Source organism: Micromonospora palythoicola (assembly GCF_036689795.1).
Classification (GTDB): domain Bacteria; phylum Actinomycetota; class Actinomycetes; order Mycobacteriales; family Micromonosporaceae; genus Micromonospora; species Micromonospora palythoicola.
On sequence record NZ_JBAGKI010000029.1, the window covers coordinates 11496 to 36202 of the forward strand.

Below are 24707 nucleotides of genomic sequence, written 5' to 3' on the forward strand. Positions count from 1 at the left end.
GCGTGAGATGCCTGGTGACCGGAGCGACCGGATACATCGGCGGGCGCCTGGCGCCGCGCCTGCTGGCCGAGGGATACGCGGTGCGCTGCCTGGCGCGGCGGGCCAATCGGCTGCGCGACGTGCCGTGGGCCGCGCAGGTCGAGGTGGTCGAGGGCGACCTGAGCCGGCCGGAGAGCCTGGCCGGGGTCTTCGACGGCGTCGACGTGGCGTACTACCTGGTGCACTCGCTCGGCCAGGCCGGCTTCGAGGCCGCCGACCGGCAGGCCGCGACGGCCTTCGCCGAGGCGGCCCGCGCCGCGGGCGTACGCCGGATCGTCTACCTGGGTGGGCCGGAGCCGGCGCCCGACGACGTCGCCTCGGCGCACCTGCGCTCCCGGGCGGAGGTGGCGCGGATCCTGCTGGACAGCGGGGTGCCGACGGTGGTGCTGCGGGCAGCGGTGATCATCGGTTCCGGCTCGGCGTCGTTCGAGATGTTGCGTTACCTGACCGAGCGGCTGCCGGTGATGGTCACCCCCCGCTGGGTCGCCAACCGGATCCAGCCGATCGCGGTCCGCGACGTGCTGCGCTACCTGGTCGGCTGCGCGGCGCTGCCGCCGGAGCTCAACCGGGCCTTCGACATCGCCGGTCCGGACGTACTGACCTTCGGCGACATGATGCAGCGCTACGCCCGGGTCGCCGGGCTCTCCCGCCGTCTCCTGCTGCCGGTACGGCCGCTGACGCCCACGCTGTCGTCGTACTGGGTGGGACTGGTCACCCCGGTGCCGAACGCGCTCGCGCGGCCGCTGGTGGAGAGCCTGGTGCACGAGGCGGTGGCGCACGAGCACGACATCGCGCGGTACCTGCCGGACCCACCGGGCGGGCTGACCGGTTTCGACCGGGCGGTCGAGCTGGCGCTGGCCAAGGTACGCGACGCGGAGGTGGAGACCCGGTGGTCGAACGCGGCCGGTGCGGACGCCCCCGCCGAGCCGCTGCCGAGCGACCCGCACTGGAGCGGCGGCACCGCCTACACCGACCTGCGGGAGCAGACGGTGGCGGCCCCGCCGGAGGCGTTGTGGCAGGTGATCGAGGGGGTCGGCGGTGAGAACGGCTGGTACTCGTTCCCGCTCGCCTGGTCGGTGCGCGGCTGGTTAGACCGGCTGGTCGGCGGGGTGGGGCTGCGGCGCGGCCGGCGTAACCCGCACCGGCTGCAGATCGGCGAGGCACTCGACTTCTGGCGGGTGGAGGAGATCGTCCCCGGCGAACTGCTGCTGCTGCGCGCCGAGATGCGGCTGCCCGGCCGGGCCTGGCTGGAGATGCGGGTACAGACCGACGACGCGGGACAGGTCAGCTACCGGCAGCGGGCGGTCTTCCTGCCCCGGGGTCTGGCCGGGCACGCGTACTGGGCCGCGGTGACACCGTTCCACGCGGTGGTCTTCGGCGGGATGGCCCGCAACATCGCCGAGGGTGCCGAACGGTTGGCGGCGGACGCCCCGGCCCACGGACCGGCCGCCGGCTGAGCCGGTCAGTTGCCGGAGCGCTGCCCGGTGACCCGCCAGGCGGTCGTCTCGCTCGGCGGCACGAAGTCGCGGGCCGGCTCGTCGCGCAGGGCGAAGGAGAGGATCTCCCCGACCGCCTCCACCATGGCGGTCTGCACCGCCCGGCCGACGGCGTCGCGCGGCTCGTCGGGGTTGGCCGCCATCGCCGCCACCGCCACTTGCGGGGTGAGGGCCACGACCGTCTCCGTGGCGTACCGCTCGGAGCTGCCCGTCTTGCCCACCACCGGCCGGCCGAGCTGACCGCGCAGCCCGGTCGCCGTACCGCCGTCGCAGCCCTGGTACATGGACTGGTCGCCGACCGGGCAGCGGGCGGCGTCCGCCGCCGCCCGGGCCACGTCGACGTCGAGCACCTGCCGGCAGTCCGGCTGCCCGGCGGCCACCCGGCGACCGTCCGCGTCGGTGATCGAGGTGACCGGCGTGGGCGCGCACCAGGTGCCCTCCGCGCCCAACGTCGCGTACGCACCGGCCAGGTCGAGCGGGGTGGTCGCGGAGACCCCCAGGGTGAACGGACCCCACTCCCGGGCACCGTGCCGGGCCAGTTGGGCGTCGTCGTCGGCCCGGAACACGATGCCGAGCCGTTCGGCCATCTCCACCACCCGGTCCGCCCCGACCCGCTCGGTGAGCCAGGCGAAGTACGTGTTGACCGACTCACCGAAGGCGGTCCACATGTCGTGCCGGCCGCTCACCGAGGCGCTGGCGTTCTGCGGACACCAGTACCCTCCGCAGCTCGCCTCGGTGCCGCTGACCCGGAAGTCGGTCACGATCCGTCGAGGCGCGTCGAAGACCGTGTTCAGCGGCAGCCCGGCCTCCAGCGCGGCCAGCATGGTGAACAGCTTGAACGTGGAACCGCCCTGGTAGCCGACGATGGTGCCGCCGCCGGCGACCAGTTGGTTGACGGTGTTGGGGTGGTTCTGCTGCCCGCCGGGGTTCGCGGCCACGCTGTAGGTGCGGTTCACCGACATGGCGAGCACCCGCCCGGTGCCGGGCTGGACCACCGCGGTCGGCATGGCGTGCGGGTGCTCGGCCGGGTAGATCCGCCGCACCTGTTCGGTGGTGGCCCGCTGCACACCGGGGTCGAGTGAGGAGACGATGCTGAAGCCGCCCCGGCGCAGGGTGCGTTGCCGCTCGTCGACGCTGCCGCCGAACGCCTTCTGGCTGTTCCACCACCGGGTGAACCAGTCGCAGAAGAAGCCCCAGTCGTTGTGCCCCTCGGGCACCGCGGTGCAGTCGTTCGGTGTCTCGCTGGGCCGCAGGTTCAACGGCTGGGCCGCGATCCGGGCCGCCTCCTGGGGCGCGGCCACGCCCGATTCGACCATCCGGTCCAGCACGTAGCCGCGCCGGGCGGTCGCGCTGTCGGCGTCGCCGTTTATCGGGTCGTCGCTGTCCGGCGAGCGGACCAGCCCGGCCAGCAGCGCCGCCTGGGCCAGCGTGAGCTTCGCCGGCGAGGTGGAGAAGTACCGCTTGCTGGCGGCGGCGATGCCGTACGCGCCGGCACCGAAGTACGCGATGTTCAGGTAACGGGCGAGGATCTGCTCCTTGGTCAGCTCCCGCTCCAGCGCCAGCGCGTACCGGATCTCCTGGATCTTGCGGGCGGTGCTCACCTCGGTGGCCGCGGCCCGCTGCGCCTCGCTGAGCCGGGGGTCGGTGCTCAACACGTTGCGGACGTACTGCATGGTCAGCGTGGAGGCGCCCTGCCGGGTGGCGCCGTCGCGCCGGTTGGCGGTGAAGGCCCGCACGATGCCCCGCAGGTCCACCCCGCTGTGCTCGTGGAAGCGGGCGTCCTCGGCGGCGATGATGGCCTGCCGCATCACCGGCGCCACCTCGTCCAGCGGCACGTCCACCCGGTCCTCCTGGTAGAAGGAGGTGATCAGGGTGGTGCCGTCGCTGGCGTACAGGTTCGATCGTTGGGCCGTCGGCGGTGTCCGCAGCGTGTTGGGCAGCTCCGCGTACGGCGCGGAGAGCGCCGAGAATCCGATGCCGAACACCAGCGCGGCCGGCAGCGCCGCCACCGCCAGGACCAGGCCGGCGAGCGTGCCGGCCAGCAGGACGGTGAACATCTTCGGCAGGAACGCCCGGGTCATCAGCTCTCCCCGCAGGAGCCGTCAGGACTCCCCCAGGATGGCGCTAATCACCCCTTCTGCCGCACCTTTCCCCCAAACCCGGATGAAATTCGCCGATCAGGGGAGCAACAGCGCGGCGAGCGGCTGCACCGTCTCCTCGATCTCGTCGGCGACCCGGCTGAAGCACTGGTCACCGCGCCCCCACGGGTCGTCGAGGTCGTCGGTGGGCAGCGCGGTGGCGCCCTGACGGGCCTCGTGCGCCGCCTCGACCAACGCCACGCCACGGGCGTGGACCGCGTCGGCGGTGGCCTCGGCCGCCGGCAACCCGGCCGGGTCGAGCGCGGCCAGCAACCGGCCGAACTCGCCGAGGACGAACGTGCGGGCGGCCGCGTCGGGCCGCAACGCGGTCACGTACTCCTGCTGATCCGCGGTGGCGGTCAGCACCAGGTCGGCGGCGTCGATGTGATCGGAGCGCAGTTTGCGGGCGGCGAACCCGGCGGTGTCGCCGCCCCGGGTGGTGACCTGACGGGCGGCCGGCGGGTTCATCTCCTCACCGGCATGCCAACCGCCGGTGCCCGCGCTGTGGCTGTGCAGCAGCTCCTCGGCCCGGGCCGGGTCGACCTCGCGCCGGGCCAGCCGATCGGCCACGGCGAGGGTGAGCAGCCGCTCGGCCATCGGAGAACGGCAGATGTTGCCCATACAGACGTGCAGGACGGTGAAGGGAGGCACCTACACCACCTGACTCTCACGCAGCTCCGGTACCACCTCACGGAGCCGGGCCAGGTCGATCGCGCCCTCCCGGACCAGCACCGGCTCGTCGCCGGTCAGGTCCACGATCGTGCTGGGCACCGGATCCACCGCCGGCCCCGCCTCCAGGTAGGCCCGCACGGAGTAGGCGAGTTGGTCGCGTGCCTGGTCGGCGGTGAGCGCGGCCGGCTGACCGAGCTTGTTGGCCGACGCGACCGCCATCGGCCCGGTCTCGCGGAGCACCTCCAGCGCCACCGGGTGCAGCGGCATCCGCACCGCCACCGTGCCGCTGTCGTCGCCGAGATCCCACCGCAGGCTCGCCGAGTGCTTCACCACGATGGTCAGCGCGCCCGGCCAGAACGCCTCGACCAGATCACGCGCCGCGGCGGGCAGGGTGTAGGCCAGGCCGTCGAGGGTGTGCCGGGAACCGATCAGCACCGGCGGCGAGGCGTGCGGGACACCCTTGGCGTCCAGCAGCGCCTTGACCGCGTACGGGGTGAACGCGTCGGCGCCGATCCCGTAGACCGTGTCGGTCGGCAGGACGACCAGCTCGCCGTTGCGGACCGCCTCGATGGCCGCAGCGATGCCGCGGTCCCGGTCGGCGAGCGACCGGCAGTCGTAGAGCATCACGAGGAGCCAGTCTGCCACGTCGCGGTGGCACCGGGTGGCGGGCGGTCCGCGAGGCGGGACGCGGTGACGAAACGCGGCCGGTCGGCGAGGTCGCGACGGTCGACGATCGCGGCGTACCGGCCGTCGGCGGCGAGCAGGCCCGGCACCACCGCGCCGTGGCTGTCGTCGTGTTCGATGCCGAGGACACCGCCGGGACGCAGCAGGAAACCCGCCCGGTCGATCACCCGACGGATGACGTCCAGCCCGTCCGTCCCACCGAACACGGCCTCCGCCGGGTCGTGGTCGGCCACCTCCGGAGGTACGGCCACCGCGAGCGGGACGTACGGCGGGTTGCACAGCAGCACGTCCACCCGACCCGCCAGCTCGGCCAGCAGCGCCGGATCGGTGGCGTCCGCCGCCACCACCTCGATCGGCCGGTCACCGGCGGCGACCCGATCCGCCGCGTTGCGTCGCAGCCAGGACAGCGCCCGCGGCGAGCGTTCCACCGCCACCACCCGGGCCTGCGGCACCTCGGAGGCCACCGACAGGGCGATCGCCCCGGACCCACTGCACAGGTCCACCACCAGCGGCTCCGACCGTCCGTCAGCCTGCCCGCCGTCGTCGCCCGCGATTCGCCGGGCCTGGTCGACGCCCCACCCGGCGAGCAGCTCGGTCTCCGGGCGCGGTACGAAGACACCCGGCCCGACGGCCAGCTCCAGGTGCCGGAAGCCGGCGGTGCCGGTGAGATACTGCAACGGTTCCCGTCGGGACCGGCGGGTCACCAGCGCTCGGTAACCGTCGAGTTGCTCGTCGGTGAAGCCGTCCGCCAGCGCCAACCGCCCGCGAGGGATCCCGAGCACGTACCCGGCCAGCAGCTCGGCCTCCGTGCGGGCCGAGGTCACGCCGGCAGTGGCGAGAGTACGGGCCGCGTCGGCGATCACGGGCGTCGGACGGTGACGTCTCGTCCCTTCGGACGGGTGTTGCGGCGCGGTGGTCACGCAATAATCATGAAGCGTCGCCGTGCACGTGCATAAGCGGGTGCAGCGGCACACCGACAGGAGGTCACGGGTGGGCTGGCTCGACCGGGTCGAGGACCAGGTTGACGCCCTGACGAAGGCGCGGGCGTTGCAGGAGGTGAGCCGCTCCACCGAGGCGTACGGGCTCCTGGAGCAGGTGCTGCGTGCCACCCGCGACCCGCACGCCCGCGCCGACGCGCTCGTGCAGCGGCTCTCGGCCCTGATCAACCTCGGGCGGACCGCCGAGTACACCCGCGCCATCGAGGAGGCGTCCGCGGCGGTACGCGACCTCGCCGAGCCCTATCTGCACGGGCACCTCAACGCCCTGGCCGCGCTGGCCGCCCATCACCAGGGCGCGCTGGACCGCTGCGTGACGCACCTGGTCAAGGCCGCCCGGGCGCTCGGCGCGGTCGAGGAGGCGGACCGGGACACCGCCTGGGGCTGGCACGACCTGGCGATGGCCTACTCGTACCTCAGCTTCCACGGCTACGCGTTGGGCGCGATCGAACGCGCCCGGCAACTGGGCACCGCCGCCGGCATCCCGGAGGAGACGTTCGCCGCACCGGGCATCCGACTGCGCAACGCGGTCGCCCTGGACCACACCGGTGACAGCGACGGCTGTCTGCGGGTACTGCGGGATGTCGGCGGCGACCTGGGCCGGTTCGTCACCGCCGGACGGGCCGACCGGCTGCGCCCCAGCAGCCTGGCCGCCTACGGCTACGCCGCCGCCCGCCGGTGCGCCCTCGGCGACGACATCGACCCCGTCCCGGGCCTGGACCCGGCCCGACTGCTCGGTTACGGCGCGGACAGTGCCCGGGCCCGCGACATGCGCCAGCTCGGCCAGGTGTGTCTCGCCATCGCCAGCGGACGCCCCATCGAGGCGGTCACCCGGCTGGACACCATCCAGGTGTCCGCGGAGACGCTCGGCGCGGCCGAGCCGGCCCGGCTGCGCAGCATGGCGCTCGGACGAGCCGGTGACCACGCCGCCGCGCACCGGGCCGACCGGCTGGCCTTCCGGCTCGCCGCGCAACGCCACGACCGGCTCCGTGACGTCTACATCGACGGCATCGCCGCCCGGATCGACCACGAGGAGATGCGTCGCGAGGCGGCCCGGTTCGAGGGAGAGGCGTTGACCGACCCGCTGACCGGGCTGCCCAACCGGCGCCGGTTGGAGCGCTACATCGCGGCCGTGGTCGCCCGGGGTGAGCGGGTGGTGATCGGCGTCTGCGACCTGGACGGCTTCAAGGCGGTGAACACGCGGCACGGGCACCACTCGGGAGACCTGGTCCTGCAACGTGTCGCCGGAGTCATCAACCGGGTGATGCGCCGCGGCGACTTCGTCGCCCGCTACGGCGGCGACGAGTTCGTGGTGGTGCTGCCGGAAGCGGGGATGACCGAGGCGGCCGAGGTGGCGCGGCGGATCGACGCCGCCGTCCGCACCGAGGACTGGGAGTCGTTGGTACCGGGCACTCCGGTCGGGGTCAGCATCGGCTTCGCCGAGGTGGGAGCCGGCGGCCCCGGCCAGCGGGACGCGCTCGGCGCCGCCTTCGAGGCCGCCGACCGGGAGATGCTGCGGGCCAAGGCCCGGCCGCGTACCGCCTGACCGACGGCAGCCCCTCAGCGCCGGGTCAGCTCCGCGTCGCCCGCCAGGCGCGCGGCCCGGTCCGCCTCGCTGAGCGCGTCGAGCACACCGTCCAGCTCCCCGGCGAGCACCAGATCCAGGTTGTACGCGGTGAAACCGATCCGGTGATCGGTGATCCGGTTCTGCGGAAAGTTGTAGGTGCGGATCCGCTCGGAGCGGTCCACCGTACGCACCTGGGCCTTGCGGGCGTCCGACGCGGCGGCGTCGGCCTGCTCCTGCGCGGCGGCCAGCAGCCGGGCGCGCAGGATCCGCATCGCCTGCTCCCGGTTCTGCAGCTGGGACTTCTCGTTCTGGCAGGAGACCACGATGCCGGTGGGCAGGTGGGTGATCCGCACCGCCGAGTCCGTGGTGTTCACCGACTGCCCCCCGGGCCCGGACGAGCGGAAGACGTCGATCCGCAACTCGTTCGGGTCGATGGTGACGTCGACCTCCTCGGCCTCCGGCAGCACCAGTACGCCGGCCGCGCTGGTGTGGATGCGTCCCTGCGACTCGGTCACCGGGACCCGCTGCACCCGGTGTACGCCGCCCTCCCACTTCAACCGGGACCAGACGCCGTTGCCGCCCTCCGGCACACCCTTCGTCTTGATCGCCAGCGAGACGTCCTTGACGCCGCCGAGGTCGGAGTCCTGGGCGTCGATCACCTCGGTGACCCAGCCGCGCCGCTCCGCGTACCGGGTGTACATGCGCAGCAGGTCACCGGCGAACAACGCGGACTCCTCACCGCCCTCGCCCGCCTTGATCTCGACGATGACGTCCTTGGCGTCGTGCGGGTCACGAGGGATGAGCAGTTCGGCGAGACGCTCCTCCAGCACCGGCAGCGTCGCCGCGATCGTCTCGGCCTCGGCGGCGAAGGAGGCGTCCTCGGCGGCCAGTTCACGGGCCGCGGCGAGATCGGCGCGGCCCTGCTCCAGTTCGGCGGCGGCCTTGTGCAGCGGCACCAGCTCGGCGTAGCGGCGGCCGATCCGACGAGCGGTGCCCTGGTCGGCGTGGATCGCGGGGTCGGCCAGTCGCTTCTCCAACTCGGCGTACTCGTCGAGGAGGGCGGCCAGGCGTTCACTGCTCATGCTGGAGATCGCTCCTTGGGACCGGACACAGACGGACAACGCCCGCGCCCGGCGGTGAACCGGACGCGGGCGTCGGACGAGGAGCTACTTGGCCTTCTTGCCCTGAACCTTGGCGTACTTCTGCTGGAACTTCGCGACCCGCCCAGCGGTGTCCAGCACACGCTGCTTGCCCGTGTAGAACGGGTGGCAGGCGCTGCACGTCTCAACGTGGATCGAGCCGCCCTTGGCGGTGCTGCGGGTGGTGAAGGTGTTGCCGCAGGAGCAGCTGACCTCGGTGGTCACGTACTCCGGGTGGATGTTGGGCTTCATGTCGCCTCGGTCCTCTCGTCTGTGGTCGCCGGGTCGCCCCTGGCCTGCCGCTGCCTGCCGATGGGGGCGTGAACCGGAACCGGTGGCCGATTGACCAGTCTGCCATGGGCCCCGGTGGGCCCTGGAGCCGGGCCGCGTCAGCTGGTCGCCGGTAGCAACATCGGGCCTCGAGTACGCATTCCCACCACCTGCGCGAAGCATTCCTGCACCCGCCCCGCCGCCACCAGCAGGGAGATATCCACCCCCGCGCCCCCTTTGCTTTGCTTCAACCGGCGCACTGGTTCCGGCTGGCTTCCAGTGCGTGGGGTGAAGCAGAGCAAAGGGCCAGAACCGAGAGGGTACGGGCGGAGGGACCCGAGCCGATCCGGCACCCGAAAAGGGCGTGGCCGGATCCGGCCACGCCCTTTCGTCGGTCTTCGTCGGCGGGAGTTACTCCCCCGGCGTCGACTTGGCGATCTGCATCAGGAACTCGATGTTGGTACGGGACTGCTTGAGCCGGTCCAGCAGGAGGTCGAGTGCCGCCTGCGAGTCCAGCGAGTGCAGCACCTTGCGGAGCTTGTGCACGATGGCCAGTTCCTCCGGCGCGAGCAGGATCTCCTCCTTGCGCGTGCCGGACGGGTGGATGTCGATTGCCGGGAAGGTCCGCTTGTCGGCGATCTTCCGGTCCAGCTTCAGCTCCGCGTTGCCGGTGCCCTTGAACTCCTCGAAGATGACCGTGTCCGCCATGGAGCCGGTCTCCACCAGGGCGGTGGCGAGGATGGTCAGCGAGCCGCCGTTCTCGATGTTGCGGGCCGCGCCGAGGAACCGCTTCGGCGGGTACAACGCGGTGGAGTCGATACCACCCGACATGATCCGGCCGCTGGCCGGCGCCGCCAGGTTGTACGACCGACCGAGCCGGGTCACCGAGTCGAGCAGCACGACGACGTCGTGGCCCAGCTCGACCAGGCGCTTGGCCCGCTCGATCGCCAGTTCGGCGACGGTGGTGTGGTCCTGCGGCGGGCGGTCGAACGTGGCCGCGATGACCTCGCCCTTGACCGACCGCTGCATGTCGGTGACCTCTTCGGGTCGCTCGTCCACCAGCACCACCATCAGGTGGCACTCCGGGTTGTTGTGCGTGATGGCGTTGGCGATCGCCTGCAGCACCATGGTCTTACCGGCCTTCGGCGGCGACACGATCAGCGCCCGCTGCCCCTTGCCGATCGGCATGACCAGGTCGATGACCCGGGTGGTGAGGATGTGCGGCTCGGTCTCCAGCCGCAGCCGCTCCTGCGGGTACAACGGGGTGAGCTTGTAGAACTCCGGCCGGCGCTTGGCCTCGTCCGACTCCATCCCGTTGATGGTGTCCAGCCGGACCAGCGGGTTGTACTTGTCACGCCGCTGCTCGCCGTCGCGGGCCGCCCGGACCGCGCCGGTGATCGCGTCACCGCGCCGCAGGCCGTACTTCTTGATCTGGGACATCGACACGTAGACGTCGTTGGGGCCGGCCAGGTAGCCGGTGGTCCGGACGAAGGCGTAGTTGTCCAGCACGTCGACGATGCCGGCCACTGGCACGAGCACGTCGTCCTCGCCGACCTGCGGCTCACGGCCGCCGTCGCCGCCGGAATCGTTGCGGTCACCCCGGCCCCGCCGGCGGTCCCGGAAACGGCTGCGCCGGCTGCGCCGACCGCCGCTGTCGCCGTCGTCGTCACCGTCGTTGTCGCGCTCGCCGCGCTGTCCGCGGTCACCACGGTCGGCACGGTCGGCACGCTCACCGCGGTCACCACGGTCGGCACGCTCACCGCGGTCACCACGGTCGGCACGCTCACCTCGGTCACCACGGTCGGCACGCTCACCTCGGTCACCACGGTCGGCACGCTCGGCACGGTCACCACGGTCGGCACGGTCACCGCGTTCCGCACGCTCGCCACGGTCAGTGCGCTCACCGCGCTCGGCACGGTCGGCGCGGTCGGCGCCACGGTCCCGGCCGGACCGGCCCTCGGATCGCTCGCCCTCGGCGGTGGCCTCCTCGGCACGCGGTTCCGCCACGGCGGTCCGGCTCCGCCGGGTACGGCCACGACCCTCGCTCTCGACGCTCGCCGCCGGCTGTTCGGCGCCACGGCGTTCGGCCTCCGGCCGCTCGCCCGTGTCGCGTACCTCCGCGTGCACCTCCTCGCGGACCGGTGCGGCGGCCGCCGCGACCTCGGCCCGCGGTCGAGGGGCCCCGGCAGTGCCGCCCTGCCGCTCGGTGATCGCGCTGATCAACTCGCCCTTGCGCATGCGAGCCGTCCCCGAGATGCCGAGCGACGCGGCCAGGCTCTGCAGCTCCGGCAGCAGCATCGCCGACAGGCCGGTGCCGCTGCGCCGGCGGCGGGCGGGGGCAGCGGTGGTGGCATCGCCAGCGACGTTGGAAACATCCGACGTCACGTCGGTGGTGTCGCTCAATGGATTCCTTCCCTCGATAGGCCGGGACTGCCCGGAATCGACAACAGGTGGCCGGGCGGCCTCGGTACACCCGCCTCGCATGACGCTTCGCGGGAGTCTTTAACACAGCAGCCGGTCGGTCTCCCGACCCACCAGATGGAGCGGTGGGCGGGTTTCGCCGTCTGCGGCGACCAGTGAAGACTGCGGTGCGGCGTGGGCCTAGGCAGGGGTGACGGGCTTACCGCCGAAAGCTTCGGGGGTGCGCCGACCCGCAGGGAGATCGCATGCTTCGCGGCTGTGCTAAGTCTAGAGCGTAATCAACTCTTGCGACCTGCGGCAACAGGGTCCCGCTCCGCGTGTCCGAGTCTACCCCGTCCGACCTGGGCCCCGCATACATCTACCGCCAACCGCAGCGGCCGCCAGTCTGTTCCCGCGTCGAATTCTACGGGTAGCTCGGACAGGGCGAGCACGGTGGGGCCGGCACCACTGACCACGGCGGCCACACCGGTCGCACGCAGCTCGTTGACCAGGGCGTTCGTGCCCGGCATCGACGCCGCGCGATAGTCCTGGTGCAACCGGTCGGCGGTCGCCGGCAGCAGCAGTGCCGGCTGCGCGGTCAACGCGTGCACCAGCAGTGCCGCCCGGCCGGCGTTGAACGCGGCATCGGCGTGCGGCACGGTGGCCGGCAACGCCGCACGGGCCGAGGCGGTCAGCCCCCGCTCGGCCGGCACCAGCACCGTGGGGCGCACGTCATGGGCCACCGGCAGCGACACCGCCCGGGCGCCGTCCGGCTCCGTCCAGGCCAGGGTGAAGCCGCCGAGCAGGCAGGGTGCGACATTGTCCGGATGGCCCTCGATCTCGGCGGCCAGCCGCAGCACCGCGTCATCGCCGAGGCGACTTGCGCCCTCCGCCACCAGCGCCCGGGCCAACAGCACCCCGGCGACGATCGCCGCCGACGAGGAGCCGAGCCCGCGCGCCTGCGGGATGCGGTTGACACATTCCACCGCCAGCCCGGCTGGTTGCCCACCGAGCGCGTCGAAGGTCGCGCGCATGGCGCGTACCACCAGGTGGCTGTCGTCGGTCGGCAGATCGCCGGCCCCCTCGCCGGTCACCGTCACCGTCACGCCCTCCGCCGTCACCTCGGCGGCGACGTCGTCGTGCAGCGCGAGGGCCAGCCCGAGCGCGTCGAAGCCCGGCCCCAGGTTCGCACTGGTGGCCGGCACCCGGACCCGGACCGGTTCGGCGACGAATGTGGTCGACACCCCGCCCATGCTAGGGACAGCCGCCACCGATGGGGAGCATCGCCCGGCACCTGGGACACCGAGCGCACCGATCGCACCCTCGCTACCGGTTCTCCGCGACGGCGGGTGGCGACGCGGCGAGCGACAGGCCCCGCGTCGCGATCCGCCAGCCGATCGCGTAGACCAGGGTGACCAGGCCGCAGCCGGCCAGGACGACACGCTCGTCGACGATGTCCACGACCGCGGCCACCACCAGCTGACTGACGGAGATCGCCAGGGTCGCCAGCATCATGTCGGTGGCGAAGACGCGACCCCGTAGCCGGTCCGGCACTTCGCCCTGCAGGGCGAAGTTCGACATCACCCAGTTGCTGCCACCCGCGAAGTGCGCCACGAAGACCAGGACCAGCACCAGCGGGAACCAGGCGGCCACGGAGGTACCGAGGTAGGCCAGCCCGTACGCCGACATGGACAGGGCCAGGCCGGGCAGCAGCCAGGCACGGTTGGTCAGCACCCGACGCATCATGATCGGACCGACCAACGCGCCGGCACCACGGACGGCGAACAGCAGGCCGGCACCGAGCGCGCCGACCCCGTACACCCCGGCGAGCAGCGGAAAGACGGTCAACACACCGTTGCCGAGGCCCACCGCCGACTTGACCGTCACCAGCGCCAGCACCCGCGGACGGCGACCGATGTAGACGAGCGCCTCACGGATGGCCGCCCAGGTCTGCGGCGGTCTCGCACCCCGCTCCCGGGGTGCCTGCAACGGGCGGCGGATGAGCGTGGCCAGGCCCGCGGCGATCACCAACCCGACCGCGCCGACCCAGAAACAGGCGTACGGCCCGGCGGCCGCGCTGAGCACCCCACCGAGCGACGCGCCGACGACGGTCATCGTGCCCCACGCCGAACCGGCCACCGCGTTGCCGGCGGCCAGCTCGTCGGAATCGAGCACGTTCGGCAGCGCCGCCTGTGCCGCCGGGGAGTAGAACGCCTTCGCCACCGCGACCACGCCGATGCCGAGCAGCGCCAGCCAGGCCGTGCCGGCATCGCGTACGCCGAGCAGCAGCAGGACGCCGACAAGCGCGGCGGCGTTCGAGACGATCATGATCGTACGCCGGTCGAAACGGTCGGCGACGGTGCCGGAGTACGGCAGCAACAGTGCCACGATGCCCGTGTCCACGGCGAGCACCAGGGCGCCCCACACCCCGCTGCCGGTCAGCTTCGGCAGCAGCACCAGCAACGGCACCATGACGAACCAGTCGGCACCGAAGACCACCAGCTCGGCCAGGAAGAGATTGCGGAAGTTCCGGTTGCGGGTGAGGACCGAGAGGGTGGACGCCACGGTGCGGACCATACCCGGCCACCGTCGGTGGCCGGGTCGGAGCGCGGACACCCCCCGGAGGGCCTGAGGACCCTCCGGGGACGTCCGGTCACGCGTTCGGTGGGAACGGCGAGTTACGGGTCTTCGGCAGCCGGAGCACCTCGAACTGATCGGTGTTCTCGATCAACGCCCCGGAGGGCGCCGCCGGTACCGGCCGGCTCTCCCGCCGGCCGGTCTCCGCCGTGCCGGCACCGGCCTGCGCGCCCACCGGCGTCCGGTCGGTGTCCGGCTCGGTGCCGTCGGCGTCGTGGACCTCGCCGGCACCCGGTTCGCCGGCCGGATCACCGTGGCGGCGACGCCGCCACGCCCGCACCGAGACCTTGGTGTCCTCCACCATGGCGTACAACGTCGGCACCAGGATCAGCGTGAGCAGGGTGGAGGTGAGCAGGCCGCCGATCACCACGATGGCCAGCGGTCGCGAGATGAAACCCCCCTCACCGGTCAGCCCGAAGGCCATCGGCGTCAACGCGAAGATGGTGGCGATCGCGGTCATCAGGATCGGCCGCAGCCGGTGCCGTCCACCCTCGACCACCGCCTCCCGCACACCCATGCCCTGGGCCCGGTACTGGTTGACCAGATCGAGCAGCACGATGGCGTTCGTCACCACGATGCCGACCAGCATGAGCACGCCGATCAGCGCCGGCACGCTCAGTGCGGTACCGCTTACCAGCAGCAGGGCGACCGCTCCGGTGGCCGCGAACGGAATGGAGACCAGCAGGATGAGCGCCTGCACCACGCTGCGGAACGTCGCCATCATGATCAGGAAGACGATCGCGATCGCGGCCAGCACGGCCAGGCCCAGATCGGCGAAGGTCTCCCGCTGCTCGGCGCTCACCCCGCCGAGGGAGAACGTGGCCCCCGGTACGTCGATCGCGTCGAGGCGACGCTGCAGCTCCGTGCTGATCGCGCCCAGGTCGGAGCCGGTGACCGTGCCGGTCACCGAGACGCTGCGCTCACCGTCGATCCGCCGTACCTGTTGCGGGCCGGTGGTTTCGGTGACGTCGGCGATGTCGTCCAGCTCGACCGCGCCCACCGGCAGGGCCCGCAGCTCCGCCACGGTCGCCGGCGGTGCCGCCGACAGGCGCAGCACCACGTCCCGGGCGGCGCCGTCGACGGTCACCTGGCCCAGCGGCGTACCCCGGAAGGACTGCGACACCAGCTGGCCGACGGCGGCCTCGGTGAGCCCGGCCCGGCTGGCGGCCACGCGGTCGACCGTCACGTCGATCCGGGGTACCCGCTCGGCCAGCGTGGTCGAGACGTCCTCGACCCCACCGATGCCGGTCAGCGCCGTCTCGGCCTGCGCCGCGGCGGCGGCCAGCACCTCGGGATCGGCGGCCCGGACGATGACCGCCAGCTCGTTGGCGGACGCCCCGCCCTGGCCGGCCGGGAAGGTGATCTCGCCGGCCTCGGAGCCGAGCGCCGCGAACCGGTCCCGCAGCACGCCGCGCATCGCCTTCGCGTCGGTTTCCCCGCCGAGCCGCAGGGCGTAGTTGGCCACGTTGTTGCCGGCGCTGCCGGCCCAGGGTGTGTCCCCGCCACCGGCGGTGACCTGGTACGAGTCGATACCCGGAGTGTCCGCCAGCACCGCCTCGACCCGCCGGGCCGCCGCGTCGGTGCCGGCCAACCCGGTGCCCACCGGCAGCTCCTGGCGGATGTTGAGGGTGTCCTGACCGGAGTCGTCGAGGAAGTTCGTCTCCAGCTGCCGGGCCAGCCCGAAGGTGCCGAACAGCACCAGCAGTCCCGCCGCCAGGGTCGCCCACCGGTAGGCCCGCCGCCCGGTGGCGAACCGGATGACCGGCAGGTACGCCCGCTGCAACGGGCTGCGCAGCTCACGCTCCTCGGCCGCCCGCCGGACCGCCGCCCCGTCGGCCGCGGCGCTGACCGGCTTGAGGAACCAGTACGCGAGCACCGGGATCACCGTCAGCGACACCAGCAGCGAGGCGAGCAGCGCCACGGTGACCGTGATCGCGAAGGGTGCGAAGAGCTGCCCGACGAAGCCACCGACCAGAGCGATGGGCGCGAAGACGGCAACCGTGGTCAACGTCGACGCGGTCACCGCACCGGCCACCTCGCGTACGGCGGTGAGAATCGCCTGCCGTTTCGGCCCCCCGTACGTCAGGTGTCGCTTGATGTTCTCCAGTACGACGATCGAGTCGTCCACCACCCGGCCGACCGCGACCGTCAACGCGCCGAGGGTGAGCAGGTTGAGCGAGTAGTCACCGATCCAGAGGGCGATCAGCGCCACCACCACCGACAGCGGGATGGAGACCGCGGTGACCACAGTGGAACGCACCGACAGCAGGAACACCAGGATGACCACCACGGCCATGATCAGACCCAGCAGGCCCTCGGTGCTCAGCGTCTTGATGGACTTCTCCACGAACGGCGCCTGGTCGAGCACCACGGTCAGCTCGGCGCCCGTGGCGGACCGCAGGTCGGCGAGCCGGTCGGCGACCGCGTGCGAGATCTCCACCGCGTTGCCGTCCGGGTCGGCGGTGACCGCGATGCCGAGGCTCTCCCGGCCGTTGGTGCGGGTGATGGCGGTGGCCGGGGCGAGTTGCTCCTCGACCGTGGCGACGTCGCCGAGACGGACCGGTCCGGCCTTCTTGACCGGCGGAGCGACGATCACGTCCCGCAGCTCGTCCAGGGTGGTCAGCGGGGCGCCCACCTGCACCGGCAGAGTGCGCTGGCCGTCCAGCACGGCACCGGCGGGCACCGCCACGCCGTTGGCCCGCAACGCCGTGCCGATCGCGGTCGGCTGCACCTTCGCCTTCGCCAGCTTCGCCGGATCCGGGGTGATCACCACCAGTTCGTCCCGGACGCCGGTCAGCTCGACGCCGCGTACGCCGTCGATCGCCGCCAGTTCCGGCACCACGGTGCCCCGCAGCTTGCCGGCGAGGGTCCGCTCGTCGTCGTCGCCGGACGCGGCCAGCACCACCGCCGGCAGGTCGTCGGTGCTGCCCGCGATCACCTGCGGGTCGACGCCCTCCGGCAGGCTGGTCCGGTTGATCGCGGTCTGCATCCTGCTGACCATGTCGTCGAGTTCGGTGCCGAACTCGTACTGCACCTGGATGGTGGTCAGGCCCTCCCGGGAGGTCGAGATGACCGAGTCGAGACCGGAGATGCCGCGCAGGCTGTTCTCGATCGGCTCGGCGACCTCGGACTCGACGACCTCCGGTGCGGCACCGGGGTACTGGGCCACGATGAAGGCGGCGGGGAACTCCAGTGACGGTAGGAGTTGCTGCTTCAGTGACGGCACGGCGTACGCACCGAACGCCGTGGTCACCACCGCGATGAGGGCTACCAGCCCCCGGTTGGCGAGGCTGAATCTGGCGAGCAGCGACATCGCGAGGCTCACTCCTGGGGGAGACGGTCGAGGGGTACGAGCAGTGTGCCCGACCCCGTCGGTCTGCCGATCTCCGGGGCGGGCGGGGATCACGCCGACGGCAGCACCGGCTCGGGCGCCTCCATCACCAGGTACTCCGCGCGCTGTCGAGCTGACTGCACAGACGGATCGCCGCGTGGAGACCGGTAAGCCGCAGCCAGCCGATGACGCCCGCCACCCCCGGCCGACCGGCCAGCGGGAGGTGCCGGGGTCAGGCGAGGTCGAGCGAGCGGGCGGCGACGATCGGGTCGTTGGCGATGGTGACCGGCGCGGGTGCGGTGGAGATGGCCCACTCCGGGTCCTTCAGACCGTGCCCGGTGACCGTGCAGACCACCGTCGCCCCGGCCGGCACCCGGCCGGCGGCGGCCTGCTGGAGCAGGCCGGCGACGCTTGCCGCGCTGCCCAGTTCCACGAAGACACCGACCTCCCGGGCCAGCAGCCGGTACGCCGCCAGGATCTCCCGGTCGGTGACCGCCTCGATCAGGCCACCCGAGGTGTCCCGCGCGTCCAGGGCCTTCGTCCAGCTCGCGGGGTTGCCGATCCGGATGGCCGTGGCGATGGTGGACGGCTCGGCCACCACCTGCCCGGTCACGATCGGTGCCGCGCCGGCCGCCTGGAAGCCGTACATCTTCGGTCGCCGGCTGGCGTTGCCGGCGTCATGGTCCTCCGCGTAACCCATCCAGTACGCGGAGATGTTGCCGGCGTTGCCCACCGGCAGGCAGTGGATGTCGGGTGCGTCGCCGAGGGCCTCGACGATCTCGAAGGCGGCCGTCTTCTGGCCGTGCAGCCGGTCGATGTTCACCGAGTTGACCAGCGCCACGGGGTAGTCCTGGGCGAGCTTGGCGGCAAGCGCCAGACAGTCGTCGAAGTTGCCGTTGACCTGGAGCAGCTTGGCGCCGTGCACGAGCGCCTGCGCCAGCTTGCCCAACGCGATCTTGCCCTGCGGCACCAGCACCGCGCAGGTCATCCCGGCCCGGGCCGCGTACGCGGCGGCGGAGGCGGAGGTGTTGCCGGTGGAGGCGCAGATGATCGCCTTGTTGCCGGCCTCGACCGCCTTGGAGACGGCCATCGTCATGCCCCGGTCCTTGAAGGAGCCGGTCGGGTTCGCACCCTCCACCTTGAGGTACACGTCGCAGCCGAGCCGGGCGGAGAGCACCGGCGCCGGCAGCAGCGGAGTGTTCCCCTCGTGCAGGGTGACCACCGGCGTGGCCTCGGTGACCGGCAACCGGTCCCGGTAGGCCTCGATCAGACCACGCCACATCACGCTCTCCTCGCCTCCGCCATTGACCCGGCCGCTCACAGCCCGCCCTCGACCCGCAGCACGCTCGCCACCGACCGGACGATGTCCAACCCACGAAGTTCCCCGACCGTCGCCGCGAGCGCCGCGTCCGGCGCGACATGGGTCACGATGACCAGTACGGCGTCACCGGCGGCGCCGGCGGCACCGGCGGCCGGCCCCTGACGGACGGTGGCGATCGAGACGTCGTGCCGGGCGAACACCCCGGCCACCGACTCCAGCACACCGGGCCGGTCGGCCACGTCGAGGCTGATGTGGTAGCGGGTGAGCGCCTCACCCATCGGCCGCACCGGCAGGTCGGCGTACGCGGACTCGCTGGCCGCGCGGACTCCGGCGAGCCGGTTGCGGGCCACCGCCACCACGTCACCGAGCACCGCACTGGCGGTCGGTGCCCCACCGGCCCCGCGTCCGTAGAACATCAACTGCCCGGCCGCCTCGGCCTCCACGAAGACCGCGTTGAAAGCGTCGCCCACGCTGGCCAGCGGATGGGTCACCGGGATCATCGCCGGGTGCACCCGGACGCTGACCGCCTCCCGACCCTGCCCGTCGGCGCCGCGGGCGGCGATGCAGAGCAGTTTGATCGTGCAGCCCATCGCCTTGGCGCTGGCCACATCCGCGGCGGTGACCTCGGTGATGCCCTCGCGGTGCACGTCGGCGGCGGCGACCCGGCTGTGGAAGGCCAGCGAGGCGAGGATCGCCGCCTTGGCGGCGGCGTCGAAGCCCTCCACGTCGGCCGTGGGGTCGGCCTCGGCGTACCCCAGCTCGGTGGCCTCCTCCAGCGCCTCGGCGAACCCGGCGCCGGTGGCGTGCATCGCGGAGAGGATGAAGTTGGTGGTGCCGTTGACGATGCCGGTGACCCGGGTGATCCGGTCACCGTGCAGCGACTCACGCAGCGGGCGCAGCAGCGGGATGGCCCCGGCCACGGACGCCTCGTAGTAGAGGTCGCCGCCGCCCTCCGCCGCCGCGTCGTGCAGGGCGCCGCCGTCCTCGGCGAGCAACGCCTTGTTGGCGGTGACCACGCTCTTGCCGGCCCGCAACGCCTCCACCAGCCAGCCGCGCGCGGGCTCGATGCCGCCGACCACCTCGACCACCACGTCGACGTCGTCCCGCTTGATCAGCCCGAGCGCGTCGGTGGTGAACAGGGCCGGGTCGACGGGAAGGTCGCCGCGGTCCCGCCCGCTACGGCGTACGGCGATGCCGGCGATCTCCAACGGCGCACCGACGCGGGCGGCGAGGTCGGCCGACTGCTCGTGCAGCAGCCGGACCACCTCGGCACCGACGGTGCCGCAGCCGAGCAGGGCGAGGCGTACAGGTGACGTCATCCCACATCCAAAGCGAGCAGGTCCTCTTCGGTCTCCGGTCGAACGATCAGCCGGGCCCGGCCGTTGCGAACCGCGACCACGCCGGGGCGGGGCACGTGGTTGTAGTTGCTGGCCATGCTGCGGCAGTACGCGCCCGTGCCGGGCACCGCGACAAGATCTCCGGGCTGCACGTCGGCGGGCAGGAATTCATCCTTCACCACGATGTCCCCGGACTCACAGTGCTTTCCCACCACGCGGGCGAGCATCGGCCCGGCGGTGCTCGCCCGGGAGGCCAGGGTCGCCGAGTACGACGCGTCGTACAGGGCGGTCCGGATGTTGTCGCTCATCCCACCGTCGACGCTGACGTACGTCCGGATGCCGTCGACGTCCTTGACCGTACCCACCTGGTAGAGGGTGAACACGGCCGGGCCGACGATCGCCCGCCCGGGTTCGATGGACAGGTGCGGCGTGACCAGCCGCTCCGCCGCGCACTCCGAGTCCACGATCTTGCGCAACCGCTTGGCCAGGTCGTGCGGGGCGGCGGGATCGTCCTGCGAGGTGTACGCGATGCCGAACCCGCCGCCGAGGTCCAGCTCGGGCAACTCGACGCCGCGGGCGTCGCGGATCTGCGCCTGCAGGGCCAGCACCCGACGGGCGGAGACCTCGAAGCCGCTGGTGTCGAAGATCTGCGAGCCGATGTGCGAGTGCAGCCCGCGCAGCTCCAGCACGTCCTCGTCGAGCACGCGCAGCGCCGCCGTCAGGGCCGCCCCACCCGCGAGGGAGAAGCCGAACTTCTGGTCCTCGTGGGCGGTGGCGATGAACTCGTGGGTGTGCGCCTCCACCCCCACGGTGACCCGGATCAGCACCCGGGGCCGGACGCCGCGTTCGCGGGCCAGCGCGGTGAGCCGCTCGATCTCGTGGAACGAGTCGACGATGATCCGTCCCACCCCGACGTCGAGGGCCCGGCTCAACTCGGCCACCGACTTGTTGTTGCCGTGGAAGCCGATCCGTTCCGGCGGCATCCCGCCGGCCAACGCCACGGCCAGTTCCCCGCCGCTGCACACGTCGAGGAACATGCCTTCCTCGGCGATCATCCGGACCACCGCCCGGCAGAGGAAGGCCTTGCCCGCGTAGTAGATGTCCTCGTCCGGGAAGGCGGCCTGGAAGTCCCGGCAGCGCGAGCGGAGATCGTCCTCGTCGAGCACGTACACCGGGGTGCCGAACTCGGCGGCGATGGCGCGGACGCCCAGGCCCGCGACGGTGAGCGCGCCGTCGGCGGCGCGCGTCACGTTGCGCGGCCACAGCTGCGGCACCAGGGCGTTGACGTCGTCCGGGGTACGCAGCCAGGCCGGCCCCCGGTTACCGATGTCGCCGTGCAGTGCGCCCGCCTCGTGTGCCCGCATCAGTGCCTCCCTGGATTCGCGACCGCGGGACCCGCCGGCTCACTCCTCGCGCTCACCACTACATCCGCTCCGGCGCCGAGACGCCGAGCAGGCGCAGCCCGTTGGCGATGACCACCCGGGTCGCGTCGTTGAGCCAGAGTCGCGCCCGGTGCAGGTCGGTGACGGCCTCGTCGCCCCGGGGCAGGATCCGGCAGTTGTCGTAGAACCGGTGGTAGGCCCCGGCCAGGTCCTCCAGGAACCGGGCCACCCGGTGGGGCTCACGCAGCTCGGCGGCGGCGGCCACCACGGCGGGAAACTCGGCAAGCGCCTTGAGCAGCTCGTTCTCCTTGTCGTGGTCGAGCAGCTCGGGTCGGAACGACGCCGCGTCGCCCCGGGTGAGGCCGACCTCGGCGGCGTTGCGGCCGACGCTTGCCGTGCGGGCCGCCACGTACTGCACGTAGTAGACCGGGTTGTCCCGGGTGGCCCGGGTCCACAGCTCGATGTCGATGTCGATCGGCGAGTCGCTGGAGTACCGGGCCAGCGCGTAGCGGGAGGCGTCCACGCCGATCGCGTCGACCAGGTCCTCCAGGGTCACCACGGTGCCGGCCCGCTTGCTCATCCGGACCGGCGCGCCGTCGCGGACCAGGTTCACCAGCTGCCCGATGAGGATCTCCAGCGTCTGCTCGGGGTCGTCACCGAAGCAGGCGGCCATCGCCTTCATCCGGCCGACGTAGCCGTGGTGGTCCGCCCCCAGCATGATCACGACCCGGTCGAAGCCCCGTTCCCGCTTGTCGAGGTAGTAGGCGCAGTCGGCGGCGAAGTAGGTCCACTCACCGTTGGACTTGCGCAGCACCCGGTCCTTGTCGTCGCCGAAGTCGGTGGTCCGCAGCCAGGTGGCGCCGTCGGAGTCGAAGAGGTGGCCCTGCTCGCGCAGCCGGGTCAGGGCGTGCTCCAGCTCGCCGCGATCGTGCAGGTCCTTCTCGTTGAAGTAGGTGTCGAACTCGACCCCGAAGTCCCGCAGCGAGGACTTGATCTCGGTGAACATCAGCGCGACACCCTCGACCCGGAAGACCTCCTGGGCGGCGGCGTCGTCCAGGCTCAGCACGTCGGGCCGCCGGGCGGTGACCTGCTCGGCGATCTCGGCGATGTACGCGCCGCCGTAGCCGTCCTCCGGCGCCGGCTCACCACGGGCGGCGGCGAGCAGCGAGCGGGCGAAGCGGTCGATCTGCGAGCCGGCGTCGTTGAAGTAGTACTCGGTGCCGACCTCCGCGCCGGTCGCCCGCAGCAGCCGGCTCAACGCGTCGCCGACCGCCGCCCAGCGGACGCCACCGATGTGCACGGGGCCGGTCGGGTTGGCCGACACGAACTCCAGATTGATCTTCAAACCGGCGAGCCGGTCGCCGCGTCCGTACTCGTCGCCCGCCTCGACGATCGAACGGGCGAGCTGTCCCGCGGCGGCCGCGTCGAGTCGGATGTTGAGAAAGCCCGGCCCGGCGATCTCGACCGACTTGATCCCCGGCGTGCTGGCCAGCTCGGCGGCGAGCGCGGCGGCCAGTTCCCGGGGCGGCAGACCGACCTTCTTGCTCAGCTGAAGCGCCAGAGTGGCCGCGTAGTCGCCGTGCTCCGGGTTGCGCGGCCGCTCGACCGTCGTGTGCCCCGGCAGCGCGGAGCGATCCCACTCTCGGTCGGCGAAGACGGCGTGAGCGGCGGCGAGGACGGCTTCGGCGAGTTCTGCTGGAGTCACCGATCCATGTTATCGGGGGTAGACTCGGTCCCCGCGGCGGCGACCCAGCAACCGAACCCGGCCCGCCAGAGCCCCTGACCGACCGACCTGACGAGGCACGATGAGTATCAGCACCCCGGGCGGCCCGGAGCGCCGCCCGACCGTGGTCAGCACCGGCAAGAAGCCGGCGGCGGGACGGCCGGCCGCCGGCGCCAAGGCGACCGGAGCCAAGGCTGGCCCGGGCAAGGCCGGCTCGGCCCAGCGCGCGGGGGGCGGCAAGGGGCCACGTAAGCCGATCACCCCGGTGAAGGTCAGCCAGGGTCGGTCGTGGGGACCGATCGCGCTGTTCGTCGCCGTCGGCGTGCTCGCCGCGTCGATCATCGGATTCGGCGCCTGGGCGACCTTCAAGGGCAGCCAGTCCTGGGAGGACAAGGCGGCCGACATCGCGGGCATCGTCAACTACCGCCAGGACGACCCGGAGAGCCTCACCTACGAGTCGCACCAGTCCGGCAAGATCGAATACAAGTACGCCCCGCCGGTCGGCGGCGCGCACAACAACGCCTGGCAGCGCTGCCTCGGCGACGTCTACGACGCGCCGATCGCGGCCGAGCACGCGGTACACAGCATGGAGCACGGCGCGGTGTGGCTCACCTACCGCCCCGACCTGCCCGCGGCCGACGTCGAGAAGTTGGCGAGCGTGATCCGGGGTAACGACTTCATGCTGATGAGCCCGTACGAGGGGCTGGACGCCGCCGTGTCGCTCCAGGCCTGGGGTTACCAGCTCAAGGTCGACAGCGCCGACGACCCGCGGATCAAGGAGTTCGCCACCACGCTGGCGCAGAACGCCTCGATCGAGCCGGGTGTGCCCTGCTCGTCCGGCAACTACACCACCGGCACCGGCACCGAGCCGCGCGAGTTGGCTCCGCCGACGGGTGGCTGACATGCCCAGCGCCATCCAGGAGGCGACCCCGGCGGAGCGCAACGGCACCGAACTCCACCGGCCGTCCCGGACGCTGCGTTACCTGACCCTGGTCATGGCGGCGGTGCTGCTGCTCGGCATCGGGTGGACGGCCGCGACCCTGGTGTCGGATCGGGCTCCGGGTGACGACTCGGCCGAGGCCGGCTTCGCCCGGGACATGTCCCGACACCACGCCCAGGCGGTGGAGATGGCGATGATCGCGTACGCGAAGGCGCAGAATCCGGCGCTGCGGCAGATGGGTTACGACATGGCCCTGACCCAGCAGGCTCAGATCGGTCACATGCAGCGCTGGTTGCAGGAGTGGGAGTTGCTGCCCACCGGTTCACGGCCCGCGATGGAGTGGATGCCCGACGCGGTGCCGGTGGGCCCGGACGGGCTGATGCCGGGCATGGCGACCCGCGAGGAGATCACCCAGCTGCACGAGGCCCAGGGCGTCGAGGTCGACCGGCTCTTCATCAAGCTGATGATCGATCATCATCTTGGCGGCGTTCACATGGCCGACGGTGTGCTCAAGGTGTCGGACCGGCCCGAGGTCGTCCGGTTGGCCGAGGCGTCGAAGCAGGCGCAGCAGAAGGAGATCAACGAGCTGCGCCGGATGACCCCTGCCGACGGCTGACCCGCTCGCCTGCCGAATCA

At 72.2% G+C, this 24707-nt stretch carries 18 protein-coding genes; 4 read left to right on the forward strand and 14 right to left on the reverse strand.

What is annotated here, in order from left to right:
* Nucleotides 1-2 precede the first annotated feature (2 nt).
* Entirely contained in the window at nt 3-1496 is a 1494-nt protein-coding gene (locus tag V5O40_RS15230) for an SDR family oxidoreductase (protein ID WP_332906036.1), read from the forward strand.
* 5 nt (nt 1497-1501) lie between these two features.
* Here V5O40_RS15230 and V5O40_RS15235 read toward each other — a convergent pair whose 3' ends face one another.
* The 4 genes from V5O40_RS15235 to prmC all read right to left on the reverse strand — a co-directional run bounded on the left by V5O40_RS15235 (nt 1502) and on the right by prmC (nt 5949).
* Complete coding sequence (locus V5O40_RS15235) at nt 1502-3616, reverse strand: transglycosylase domain-containing protein (RefSeq protein WP_332906037.1); 2115 nt, start codon at nt 3614-3616, stop codon at nt 1502-1504.
* Nucleotides 3617-3712: 96 nt separating this feature from the next.
* The gene (locus tag V5O40_RS15240) at nt 3713-4324 is read right to left on the reverse strand and encodes an arsenate reductase/protein-tyrosine-phosphatase family protein (protein WP_332906038.1); all 612 of its coding nucleotides are present in this window, start codon (nt 4322-4324) and stop codon (nt 3713-3715) included.
* Complete coding sequence (locus V5O40_RS15245; RefSeq protein ID WP_332906080.1) at nt 4325-4969, reverse strand: L-threonylcarbamoyladenylate synthase; 645 nt, start codon at nt 4967-4969, stop codon at nt 4325-4327. It abuts the gene before it with no gap.
* A complete protein-coding gene (prmC, locus tag V5O40_RS15250) occupies nt 4969-5949 on the reverse strand; it encodes a peptide chain release factor N(5)-glutamine methyltransferase (protein WP_332906039.1) in 981 nt (326 codons plus the stop codon). Before prmC ends, V5O40_RS15245 begins: the two co-directional genes overlap by 1 nt.
* 70 nt (nt 5950-6019) lie before the next feature.
* Here prmC and V5O40_RS15255 point away from each other — a divergent pair, with 70 nt between their 5' ends.
* Entirely contained in the window at nt 6020-7570 is a 1551-nt protein-coding gene (locus V5O40_RS15255; protein WP_332906040.1) for a GGDEF domain-containing protein, read from the forward strand.
* A 14-nt stretch (nt 7571-7584) separates the two neighbouring features.
* On the opposite strand, the gene prfA is transcribed toward V5O40_RS15255, so the two are convergent.
* From prfA to argS, 10 genes are all read right to left on the reverse strand, one after another.
* On the reverse strand, nt 7585-8673 hold the full coding sequence (gene prfA / locus V5O40_RS15260; protein ID WP_332906041.1) for a peptide chain release factor 1: 1089 nt from the start codon (nt 8671-8673) through the stop codon (nt 7585-7587).
* Nucleotides 8674-8757: 84 nt separating this feature from the next.
* Complete coding sequence (gene rpmE, locus V5O40_RS15265) at nt 8758-8982, reverse strand: 50S ribosomal protein L31 (RefSeq protein ID WP_093405395.1); 225 nt, start codon at nt 8980-8982, stop codon at nt 8758-8760.
* Between the two features lie 429 nt (nt 8983-9411).
* Nucleotides 9412-11403 (reverse strand): transcription termination factor Rho, encoded by a 1992-nt coding sequence (gene rho, locus V5O40_RS15270; protein ID WP_332906042.1) that lies wholly within the window; start codon nt 11401-11403, stop codon nt 9412-9414.
* Nucleotides 11404-11699: 296 nt separating this feature from the next.
* Nucleotides 11700-12644 carry a homoserine kinase gene (thrB, locus tag V5O40_RS15275; protein WP_332906043.1) on the reverse strand — a complete coding sequence of 315 codons (945 nt, stop codon included), beginning with the start codon at nt 12642-12644 and terminating at the stop codon, nt 11700-11702.
* Nucleotides 12645-12726: 82 nt separating this feature from the next.
* Complete coding sequence (locus tag V5O40_RS15280; protein ID WP_332906044.1) at nt 12727-13965, reverse strand: MFS transporter; 1239 nt, start codon at nt 13963-13965, stop codon at nt 12727-12729.
* Nucleotides 13966-14053: 88 nt separating this feature from the next.
* Nucleotides 14054-17350 carry an efflux RND transporter permease subunit gene (locus tag V5O40_RS15285; protein WP_332906045.1) on the reverse strand — a complete coding sequence of 1099 codons (3297 nt, stop codon included), beginning with the start codon at nt 17348-17350 and terminating at the stop codon, nt 14054-14056.
* 250 nt (nt 17351-17600) lie between these two features.
* Nucleotides 17601-18650, reverse strand: coding sequence for a threonine synthase (thrC, locus tag V5O40_RS15290; RefSeq protein WP_332906046.1), 1050 nt, complete (start codon nt 18648-18650; stop codon nt 17601-17603).
* 35 nt (nt 18651-18685) lie between these two features.
* On the reverse strand, nt 18686-20008 hold the full coding sequence (locus V5O40_RS15295; protein WP_332906047.1) for a homoserine dehydrogenase: 1323 nt from the start codon (nt 20006-20008) through the stop codon (nt 18686-18688).
* Nucleotides 20005-21390, reverse strand: a complete 1386-nt coding sequence (gene lysA / locus V5O40_RS15300) for a diaminopimelate decarboxylase (RefSeq protein WP_332906048.1) — start codon at nt 21388-21390, stop codon at nt 20005-20007. Before lysA ends, V5O40_RS15295 begins: the two co-directional genes overlap by 4 nt.
* A gap of 58 nt (nt 21391-21448) precedes the next feature.
* On the reverse strand, nt 21449-23113 hold the full coding sequence (gene argS, locus V5O40_RS15305) for an arginine--tRNA ligase (RefSeq protein ID WP_332906049.1): 1665 nt from the start codon (nt 23111-23113) through the stop codon (nt 21449-21451).
* Nucleotides 23114-23213: 100 nt separating this feature from the next.
* Between argS and V5O40_RS15310 the strand changes: the two genes are divergently transcribed.
* Both V5O40_RS15310 and V5O40_RS15315 read left to right on the forward strand, forming a co-directional pair.
* Complete coding sequence (locus tag V5O40_RS15310; RefSeq protein WP_332906050.1) at nt 23214-24032, forward strand: DUF3105 domain-containing protein; 819 nt, start codon at nt 23214-23216, stop codon at nt 24030-24032.
* Nucleotide 24033: 1 nt separating this feature from the next.
* Nucleotides 24034-24687, forward strand: coding sequence for a DUF305 domain-containing protein (locus tag V5O40_RS15315; RefSeq protein WP_332906051.1), 654 nt, complete (start codon nt 24034-24036; stop codon nt 24685-24687).
* The last annotated feature ends 20 nt before the right edge of the window (nt 24688-24707 follow it).

Excerpts from the sequence above, each read along its gene's own strand:
- V5O40_RS15235 (WP_332906037.1), bottom strand. The coding sequence starts at position 3,616 with ATGACCCGGGCGTTCCTGCCGAAGATGTTCACCGTCCTGCTGGCCGGC.
- V5O40_RS15245 (WP_332906080.1), bottom strand. The coding sequence starts at position 4,969 with ATGCTCTACGACTGCCGGTCGCTCGCCGACCGGGACCGCGGCATCGCT.
- prfA (WP_332906041.1), bottom strand. The coding sequence starts at position 8,673 with ATGAGCAGTGAACGCCTGGCCGCCCTCCTCGACGAGTACGCCGAGTTG.
- rpmE (WP_093405395.1), bottom strand. The coding sequence starts at position 8,982 with ATGAAGCCCAACATCCACCCGGAGTACGTGACCACCGAGGTCAGCTGC.
- V5O40_RS15285 (WP_332906045.1), bottom strand. The coding sequence starts at position 17,350 with ATGTCGCTGCTCGCCAGATTCAGCCTCGCCAACCGGGGGCTGGTAGCC.
- thrC (WP_332906046.1), bottom strand. The coding sequence starts at position 18,650 with ATGTGGCGTGGTCTGATCGAGGCCTACCGGGACCGGTTGCCGGTCACC.
- V5O40_RS15295 (WP_332906047.1), bottom strand. The coding sequence starts at position 20,008 with ATGACGTCACCTGTACGCCTCGCCCTGCTCGGCTGCGGCACCGTCGGT.
- lysA (WP_332906048.1), bottom strand. The coding sequence starts at position 21,390 with ATGCGGGCACACGAGGCGGGCGCACTGCACGGCGACATCGGTAACCGG.
- V5O40_RS15310 (WP_332906050.1), top strand. The coding sequence starts at position 23,214 with ATGAGTATCAGCACCCCGGGCGGCCCGGAGCGCCGCCCGACCGTGGTC.
- V5O40_RS15315 (WP_332906051.1), top strand. The coding sequence starts at position 24,034 with ATGCCCAGCGCCATCCAGGAGGCGACCCCGGCGGAGCGCAACGGCACC.